An 8282-nucleotide genomic window follows, 5' to 3' on the forward strand; every position below is an offset into this window, starting at 1 on the left:
CTGGGCGAGCATTTCTGGCAAGTGCTGCAGCGCCCCGCTGATGAAGTTTTCCAGCTCGCCGCGGATGCTGGCGTGCAGGTGGCCTTCGAGGATTTCCAGCAGCACCGCGTCAAGGCGCGCGCCGGGGCGGCGGCGCAGGGTCTGGCGGGTCAGTTGCAGCACCGGGCGCAACACCCGGCGCGGGATGGCCATGCCCGGTGGGAAGGGCACCACGCCGATCAGGTTGATCCCCAGGCTGACCCACAGCAGCGGGTCGCTGCCAGGGTGTTCGACCAACTCGATGAGGTCAGCCAGCACATCCACGGCGGCCAGGGCGTTGGCAACAACAGGGGTGTTTTCACCGAGGTTGCGCAGGGTCTGCAAGTCGAGCAAACCGCCGCTGATGCCGTACAGCCAGTCATTGACAGCCGCAGCGGCGAGACCGAGGTCCTCGCTGAGCAGGGTTTCGAGGGGGGCAATGGCGAGCTCGACGTCGTGCTCGGTGAGGGTGGTCATGGGGCTAGCCTTCCTGGCCATGGCTGGGGAAGGCGAAATGATGGTGAGCAGATGCCGCTCTGTATGTCGGAACGCGTCGAGGCATCGACGGGAAAGGGATGAGCTAGCGGTACGGTAAACCTTGCGAAATGACCAGTTGCTCAAACAGGGTGTTCATTGGCGCACGAAACATTGGTTATCTGGCACCCGCTTCGCGGGTGATCGCGGCTAAAGCCGCTCCCACAGAGGAATCGTGGTCCTTGTACGAGCGGCCTTGTGTCGCGAAAGGGCTGCGCAGCAGCCCCAAGCAATATCAAACCGTCAGCCCAAGCCAATCTCCACCTGCCCCGCCACCACCCGCACCGGCCACACCCGTAACTGCTGCGCCGCGTCCTCCAGGCAACGCCCGTCCTGCAAGCTGAAATGCTGCTTGTACAACGGCGCCGCCACCACCAGCTCACCCTGCAGGCTGCCCACCAGCCCGCGGCCGATGATATTGGCCCCCGAGCGCGGGTCGCGGTTGTCGATGGCATAGAGCGCCTGCTCGTGCCCGGGGAGGTAGAACAGCGCCACCTGCTCGCCCTCATGCCATACCACCACGCCGGAATCGGCGACCAGGTCGGCGGCCTGGCACACGGCCTGCCAGCTTGATTGGTTTACCACAGCAGCATTGGACAGTTTCATCAGACAGCCTCCTCATGGGTCGGGATCAGGTGCAACGCAGCAGCAGGCCGGCGCTGGCCGCGCTCGCGGACGAAGTGCACATCGGGGTCAGCGCGCCGGTCGTTGACGAAGGTGCGGAAGCGCTTGAGTTTTTCCGGGTCGTTCAGGGCGTTGGCCCACTCGCATTCATACTGCTCGACCACATGCTGCATCTGCGCCTCCAGCTCGGCGGCCAGGCCCAGGCTGTCGTCGAGGATCACCTGCTTGAGGTAGTCCAGCCCGCCGTCCAGGCTTTCGCGCCAGACCGAGGTGCGCTGCAGCTTGTCGGCGGTGCGGATGTAGAACATCAGCACCCGATCGATCAGCCGCACCAGGGTTTCATCGTCCAGGTCGGTGGCGAACAGCTCGGCGTGGCGCGGGCGCATGCCGCCGTTGCCACACACGTACAGGTTCCAGCCCTTGTCGGTGGCGATCACGCCGATGTCCTTGCTCTGCGCCTCGGCGCACTCGCGGGTGCAGCCAGACACCGCGAACTTGAGCTTGTGCGGCGAGCGCAGGCCCTTGTAGCGGTCCTCCAGGCGCAACGCCATGGCCACGCTGTCCTGCACGCCGTAGCGGCACCAGGTGCTGCCCACGCACGACTTCACCGTACGGGTCGACTTGCCGTAGGCGTGGCCGGTCTCGAACCCGGCCTCGATCAGCTCGCCCCAGATCAGCGGCAGCTCGTGCAGCTGGGCGCCGAACAGGTCGATGCGCTGGCCGCCGGTGATCTTGGTGTAGAGGTCGTATTTCTTGGCCACCTGGCCGATCACGATGAGTTTTTCCGGGGTGATCTCGCCGCCGGGGATGCGCGGCACCACCGAATAGGTGCCGTTCTTCTGCATGTTGGCCATGAAGGTGTCGTTGGTGTCCTGCAGCGGCACCAGCGCCGGGTCCATGATCGGCTGGTTCCAGCACGAGGCGAGGATGTTGCCCACCGCCGGCTTGCAGATGTCACAGCCGACATGGCCCTTGCCGTGGCGTTCGAGCAGTTTGTGGAAGCTGCGGATGCCCTCGACCCGCACCAGCCCGTAAAGCTCCTGGCGGGTGTAGGCAAAGTGCTCGCACAGGCTCTTGTCGACGGTCACGCCGCGGGCGGTGAGCTCGTGTTCGAACACCTGCTTGAGCAACGCCGCGCAGCCGCCGCAACCGCTGGCGGCCTTGGTGCAGGCCTTGACCGAGGCCAGATCGCCACAGCCGCTGTCGATAGCCGCGCACACCGCGCCCTTGCTGACGTTGTGGCACGAGCAGATGGTCGCGCTGTCGGGCAGTGCATCGGCGCCCAGCGCCGGCGCGCCGCCGCCCTGGGGCAGGATCAGCGCGGCCGGGTCGGCCGGCAGCTTGATGCCGTTCTGGGCGTATTGCAGCAGGGTGTCGTAATAGCTGTTGTCGCCCACCAGCACCGCGCCGATTACGTGCTTGCCGCTGGCGTCCACCACCAGCCGGCGGTAGCTGGCGTTGGCCTCGTCGATGAAGCGGTAGCTGCGCGCGCCCGGCGTGGCGCCGTGGGCATCGCCGATGGAGCCGACATCCACCCCCAGCAGCTTGAGCTTGGTCGACATGTCGGCGCCGGTGAATTCGCTGGCCACCGCCCCCACAAGCAGCGCCGCCAGGTTGCGCGCCATGGCGTAGCCTGGGGCGACCAGTCCGAACACGCTGCCGTTCCACGAGGCGCACTCGCCGATGGCGAAAATCCGTGGGTCGCTGGTGCGGCAATGATTGTCGATCACCACGCCACCCCGGGCGGCGACCTCCAGGCCACTGGCCCGGCCCAGGGCATCCTGGGGGCGGATACCGGCAGAGAATACGATCAGGTCGGTTTCCAGGTGTTCGCCGCCGTCGAAGTTCATGCGGTAGCGGTAGTCTTCGCCGGCACTCACCGACTGGGTGGCGCGGGACAGGTGCACGCCCACGCCCAGCGCTTCGATCTGCGCCTTGAGTGCCGCGCCACCGTCGCTGTCCAATTGCACCGGCATCAACCGGGGCGCGAACTCCACCACATGGGCCTCCAGCCCCAGCGACTTCAGTGCGTTGGCCGCTTCCAGCCCCAGCAGGCCACCACCGACCACCACGCCACGGCGAGCGTCGCTGGCGGCGCTGCGGATCGCATCGAGGTCATCGAGGGTGCGGTAGACCAGGCGGGCATTGGCGCTGCAGCCCTCGACCGGCGGCACGAACGGGTAGGAACCGGTGGCCAGCACCAGCTGGTCGTAGCCGTAACGGCCCTCGGCAGTGACCACCTCGCAGCGCTCACGGTCGATCTGAAGCACCGCCTCGCCCAGGTGCAGGTGCACGCCGTGGTCGCCGTAATAGCCCTGCTCGCACAGGGCCAGGGTCTCGGCGCAACTGCCGGCGAAGTACTCCGACAGGTGTACCCGGTCGTAGGCACGCTGGCGCTCTTCACCGAATACATGCAGCTCGAAGCGCTCGAGTGCGCCCTGCCCGATCAGTTGTTCGACACAGTGGTGGCCGACCATGCCGTTGCCGACGATGACCAGTCGTGCCCGTTGTGCGCCGTTCGCTGTTGCCTTCATAGCCGTTCCTCGATCACGGAAAACAAAAAGGCGCCTGGTGCGTACGCTCCAGGCGCCTTTGCCTGTACTCATCAATGTGAGGCCCCTGGGTTGATCGCCGTTGATCAGTGGGGCTGTTGTGAATCTGTCAAAGCAGAGACTGTGCCAATTACTTCGTGGGAGCGGGCTTGCCCCGCGATAGCCTTACCACAGCTGGCCCGCGTTGATGCTGATGACGCCATCGCGGGGCAAGCCCGCTCCCACGCAGGTAGCCAGGCGAACCAGGGCGGTGCACGACTCCCCAGGCTGGTGCACTCAGTACACATCCCGCCGATAACGCTTGTCGCGCCCCAGCGCCTCTACATAGGTATCCGCCGCCGCCGCATCCATGCCGCCATGTTCGGCCACCAATTGGCGCAGCGCCGTATCCACATCCTTGGCCATGCGCTGGGCATCGCCGCAGATGTACACATACGCCCCCGCCTGCAACCACTGCCACAGCTCGGCGCCGTGCTCCAGCAGGCGCTGCTGCACATAGATCTTCTCGGCCTGATCGCGGGAAAACGCCGTGCTCAGGCGCAGGTGCCCGCTGGCCTGCCAGGCCTCCAGTTGCTCGCGGTAATAGAAATCGCAGGCCGCCTGCTGCTCGCCGAAGAACAGCCAGTTGCCCCCGCTGGCCGCGCGCACCTCACGCTCCTGGAGGAAGGCGCGAAACGGCGCCACACCGGTACCGGGGCCGATCATGATGATCGGCAGGCTGTCGTCCTCGGGCAGGCGGAAGTGCCTGGACGGCTGCGGGAAGATCGCCACTTCCAGTGCCTGGGCCCGGTCGGCGAGGAACGCCGAGCAGACCCCTTTGCGTTCGCCGTAGCGCACCGTGGCCATGGTCAGGTGCACCTGCCCAGGGTGCGCGGCGGGGCTGGAACTGATCGAGTACAGGCGTGGCTGCAGCGGTTTGAGCAGGGCCAGCCAGGCATCCAGCGCCAACTGCTGGGGGTATTCGCGCAGCACGTCGGCCAGCTGACGGCCCCACAGCCAGTCTCTCAAGGCAGTTTTGTCCTGCAGCAGTTCGCGCAACGCCTCGGCCGACTGGCTGAACACTTCAAGCTGCTGCGGCGTAACCCGGGCGATTTCCAGGTGCCGCTCCAGGGCCACGGCCAGGGGCATCGGAGCGTGCCCTTTGAGCTCGACCTGGGCCTGGCCATCGAGCTGCATCAGCGCCAGCAGTTCGCAGACCAACGCCGGACAGTTGCGCGGCCACACGCCCAAGGCATCGCCGGCCTGATAGGTGAAGCCACTGCCGCTCAGATCGAACACCAGCTGGCGGGTTTCCTTGGTCGAACCGGGGCCGTTGAGCAGGCGGTTTTCCAGCAGCGGCGCCAGCCAAGGCTGCTGTTTGCTGTAGTTGTTTTCCGGCTCGGGCTCAACGCAGATTGGCGCGGCGCTGCCCAACTCGGGCAGCAGAGCCGCCAGCCAGGCAGCAAAGGCCTCGCTATGCTCCGGCTCGCAGTCCACCCGCGCCAGCAGGCGCCGCCCGCCCAACTCAGCAAGGCGTTGGTCGAGCTTGCGACCGAACCCGCAGAACTGCTCGTAACTCGAATCGCCCAGCGCCAGCACCGCAAAAGGCAGGGCCGCGCAATGCTCGCCCGCCTCCCCCTGCAGCGCCTGCCAGAACGCCGCGCCACTGTCTGGAGCCTCGCCATCGCCGAAGGTGCTGGCGATCAGCAACACGCTAGCGGCGCCCTGCAACTGCGCAGGCGTCATCGCCTCCATGCAGCTCAGTTGCACCGCCAGCCCGGCCTCGCGCAGGTGCTGGGCGCAGCGCTCGGCCAGGGCCTCGCCCGTGCCGGTCTGCGAGGCCCAGAGCACGTGGTGGCATGGCGCGGCATCGATCACCACGGGTGCTGGCGCCGGCTGGGCGAAAAGCCCGGCCAACAGGCCATCGACGAACAGCCGCCGGGCCGGCGCCAGGGGTGCGCTGGCCGGCAGGCTCGGCACGCCTTCGCTACGGGCCTGGCCCAGGCCCAGCAAAAAGCCCTGCAGGTAGTGGCGTTCGTCTTCGGCCAGCACCGGGGCCGGCAGTGCGTCCAGGCCCAGCAGGCGGGACAGGGTGGCGGTCGACATGGTGGCAGGCTCCGAAGGCGTGGCGGTGGTCAGGTCGAGGGCTTCGATACGTTCGCCGGCAACCCGCTCCAGGGCCACGGCGCAGTGCTTGAAGGCTGGTTGCAACGAGGTGGGGTCGACCGCATCGCAAGTCACCGCGTTGATCGCCAGTTGCGCGCCGTAAAGGTCGTTCCAGTGGAACGGCGCAAAACAGCTGCCGGGCAACACGCGGTCACTGAGCCGCGCCGGCAACAGCGCCTGGCCACGGCGCGAGCGGATCGCCACCTGGTCCTTGTCGGCGATACCCAGGCGCCGGGCGTCGTCGGGGTGGATCTCGACGAAGGGGCCGGGCTCCAGCTTGTTCAGGCTGGGCACCTTGCCGGTCTTGGTCAGGGTGTGCCATTGGTGCTGCACGCGGCCGGTGTTGAGCACGAAGGGATAGGCGTCGTCCGGCAGCTCGGCCGGCGGCAGCCAGGGCCGGGCGAAAAAGCGCGCCTTGCCGCTGGGCGTGGGGAAGGCCAGCGCCGGCCGCTCGCCTTGCGCATCACGCAGCAGCTGTTGGCTGAGGCCGTCGTTGCGGTAACGCAGCGGGCTGCGATCGTCGCTTTGCCCAGGGGCACAGGGCCACTGGCGTGGGCCTTGGCGTAGCTCGGCGTAGCCGATGCCGCGCAGGTCGTAGCCGGTGGCAGGGTTCCAGAAACGGCGGATTTCCTCGTACACGGCCTCGGCATCGGGGTAGTCGAAGGCCTCGGCGTAACCCATGGCGCAGGCGACGCGGGCGATGATCCGCCAGTCCTCCAGGCTTTCGCCGGGCGCCGCGACGGCACGCGGCATCAGCGTCAGATTGCGCTCGCTGTTGATCATCACCCCTTCACCTTCGGCCCACAGCGCGGCGGGCAAAAGGATGTCGGCATGGCGGTTGGTTTCGCTGTCAAGAAAGGCATCCTGACTGATCACCAGCTCGGCCTGGCCCAGGCCGTCGATCACCTGCTGGCGGTTGGCGACGCTGGCCACCGGGTTGCTGCAGATGATCCAGCAGGCCTTTACCTCGCCGGCCTTCATCTGCTCGAACAGCGCAACGGTGCCCTCGCCGCCTTCGCTGCGCAGATGGCCGGGCGGCAGTTGCCATTGCTGCTCGACGAAGGCGCGATCGGCCGCGACCTGGGCCGAGCGCTGGCCGGGCAGCCCCGGGCCCATGTAGCCCATCTCGCGCCCGCCCATGGCGTTGGGCTGGCCGGTCAGCGAAAACGGCCCGCTGCCGGGGCGGCAGATGGCGCCGGTGGCCAGGTGCAGGTTGCACAGCGCGTTGCTGTGCCAGGTGCCGTGGATGCTCTGGTTCAGGCCCATGGTCCAGCAGCTCATCCACTCGCCGGCTACGCCGATCAGGCGCGCCGCTTCATGGATGTCGGCTTCGCTCAAGCCGGTGATGGCGGCCACCCGCGCGGGGGTGTAGTCGGCCAGGAATGCCGGCAGCTCATCCCAGCCCTCGGTGTGGCGGGCGATGAAATCCGGGGCGGTGTGGCCGTTGACGTGCAGAAGGTGCAGCAGGCCGTTGAGCAGTGCCAGGTCGCTGCCCGGACGCAGTTGCAGGAACAGATCGGCCTTGTCGGCGGTGGCACTGCGCCGGGGGTCGACGACGATCAGCTTGGCCCCGGCCTTGACCCGGTCGAGCAGGCGCAGGAACAGGATCGGGTGGCAGTCGGCCATGTTCGCGCCGATCACCAGGAACACCTCGGCGCGCTCGAAATCCTGGTAGCTGCCCGGCGGGCCGTCGGCACCCAGCGACTGCTTGTAGCCACTGCCGGCGCTGGCCATGCACAGGCGCGAGTTGGACTCGATATGGCGGGTGCGGATAAAGCCCTTGGCCAGTTTGTTGGCCAGGTACTGGGCCTCCAGCGACATCTGCCCGGACACATACAGAGCCACGGCGTCCGGCCCATGTGTGTCGATGATCGCGCGCAGCCGGGCGGCGGCCTCGGCGATGGCCTGGTCCATGCCACTGCGTACCGGTTGCTGGCTGCGCTGACGGCGTACGAAGGCATGGGCCATGCGCCCGGCGCTCAGTGGAATATGGGCGGTCAGGCCCTTGGTGCACAGGCGGCCGAAATTGCTCGGGTGCTGCTTGTCACCGCTGACCTTCACCACCTGGCCGTCGCTCACGCTCATGACGATGCCGCACCCTACCCCGCAATACGGGCAAACGCTGCGCACCTGGCTGCTGCTCATCGGCGATCTCCTGCTGATGAAACGACAAAGGCGCCGGCTGCCCCGCCTGCACTGGGCAAGCGGAGCAACACGGCGCCTTCGTCGTGATGAAAAGCGGCCATCGGCGTTGATGGCCTTGATCAATGATCCTCAGCAAATCCCGGGCCAGCTCCCACTAAACGGGCTTGCACGTCCACTGTAGGAGCGGCCTTGTGTCGCGGAATGGCTGCAGAGCCGCCCCCGCGAGGTATTCATGAACCCAGCAAGCCCCGGGCCGCCCGGGCG

At 67.2% G+C, this 8282-nt stretch carries 3 protein-coding genes and 1 pseudogene; all 4 read right to left on the reverse strand.

Going from position 1 to position 8282, the window contains the following annotated elements:
- A pseudogene (locus ABE459_RS24850) lies at positions 1-495 on the reverse strand (RHS repeat protein); the annotation flags it as partial.
- Between the two features lie 300 nt (positions 496-795).
- Positions 796-1158 carry a nitrite reductase small subunit NirD gene (gene nirD, locus ABE459_RS24855; RefSeq protein WP_323831529.1) on the reverse strand — a complete coding sequence of 121 codons (363 nt, stop codon included), beginning with the start codon at positions 1156-1158 and terminating at the stop codon, positions 796-798.
- Positions 1158-3710 carry a nitrite reductase large subunit NirB gene (nirB, locus tag ABE459_RS24860; protein WP_323831531.1) on the reverse strand — a complete coding sequence of 851 codons (2553 nt, stop codon included), beginning with the start codon at positions 3708-3710 and terminating at the stop codon, positions 1158-1160. The genes nirD and nirB overlap by 1 nt, the downstream gene beginning before the upstream one ends.
- A 294-nt stretch (positions 3711-4004) precedes the next feature.
- Positions 4005-8018, reverse strand: coding sequence for a bifunctional nitrate reductase/sulfite reductase flavoprotein subunit alpha (locus ABE459_RS24865; RefSeq protein ID WP_323831533.1), 4014 nt, complete (start codon positions 8016-8018; stop codon positions 4005-4007).
- Between the last annotated feature and the right edge of the window lie 264 nt (positions 8019-8282).

The sequence above is a fragment of the Pseudomonas sp. TWI923 genome, from assembly GCF_039673365.1.
In the GTDB taxonomy this organism is placed as follows: domain Bacteria; phylum Pseudomonadota; class Gammaproteobacteria; order Pseudomonadales; family Pseudomonadaceae; genus Aquipseudomonas; species Aquipseudomonas sichuanensis.

Bases quoted from the DNA above. Each gene is read 5' to 3' on its own strand.
- nirD (WP_323831529.1), bottom strand. From the start codon at position 1,158: ATGAAACTGTCCAATGCTGCTGTGGTAAACCAATCAAGCTGGCAGGCC.
- nirB (WP_323831531.1), bottom strand. From the start codon at position 3,710: ATGAAGGCAACAGCGAACGGCGCACAACGGGCACGACTGGTCATCGTC.
- ABE459_RS24865 (WP_323831533.1), bottom strand. From the start codon at position 8,018: ATGAGCAGCAGCCAGGTGCGCAGCGTTTGCCCGTATTGCGGGGTAGGG.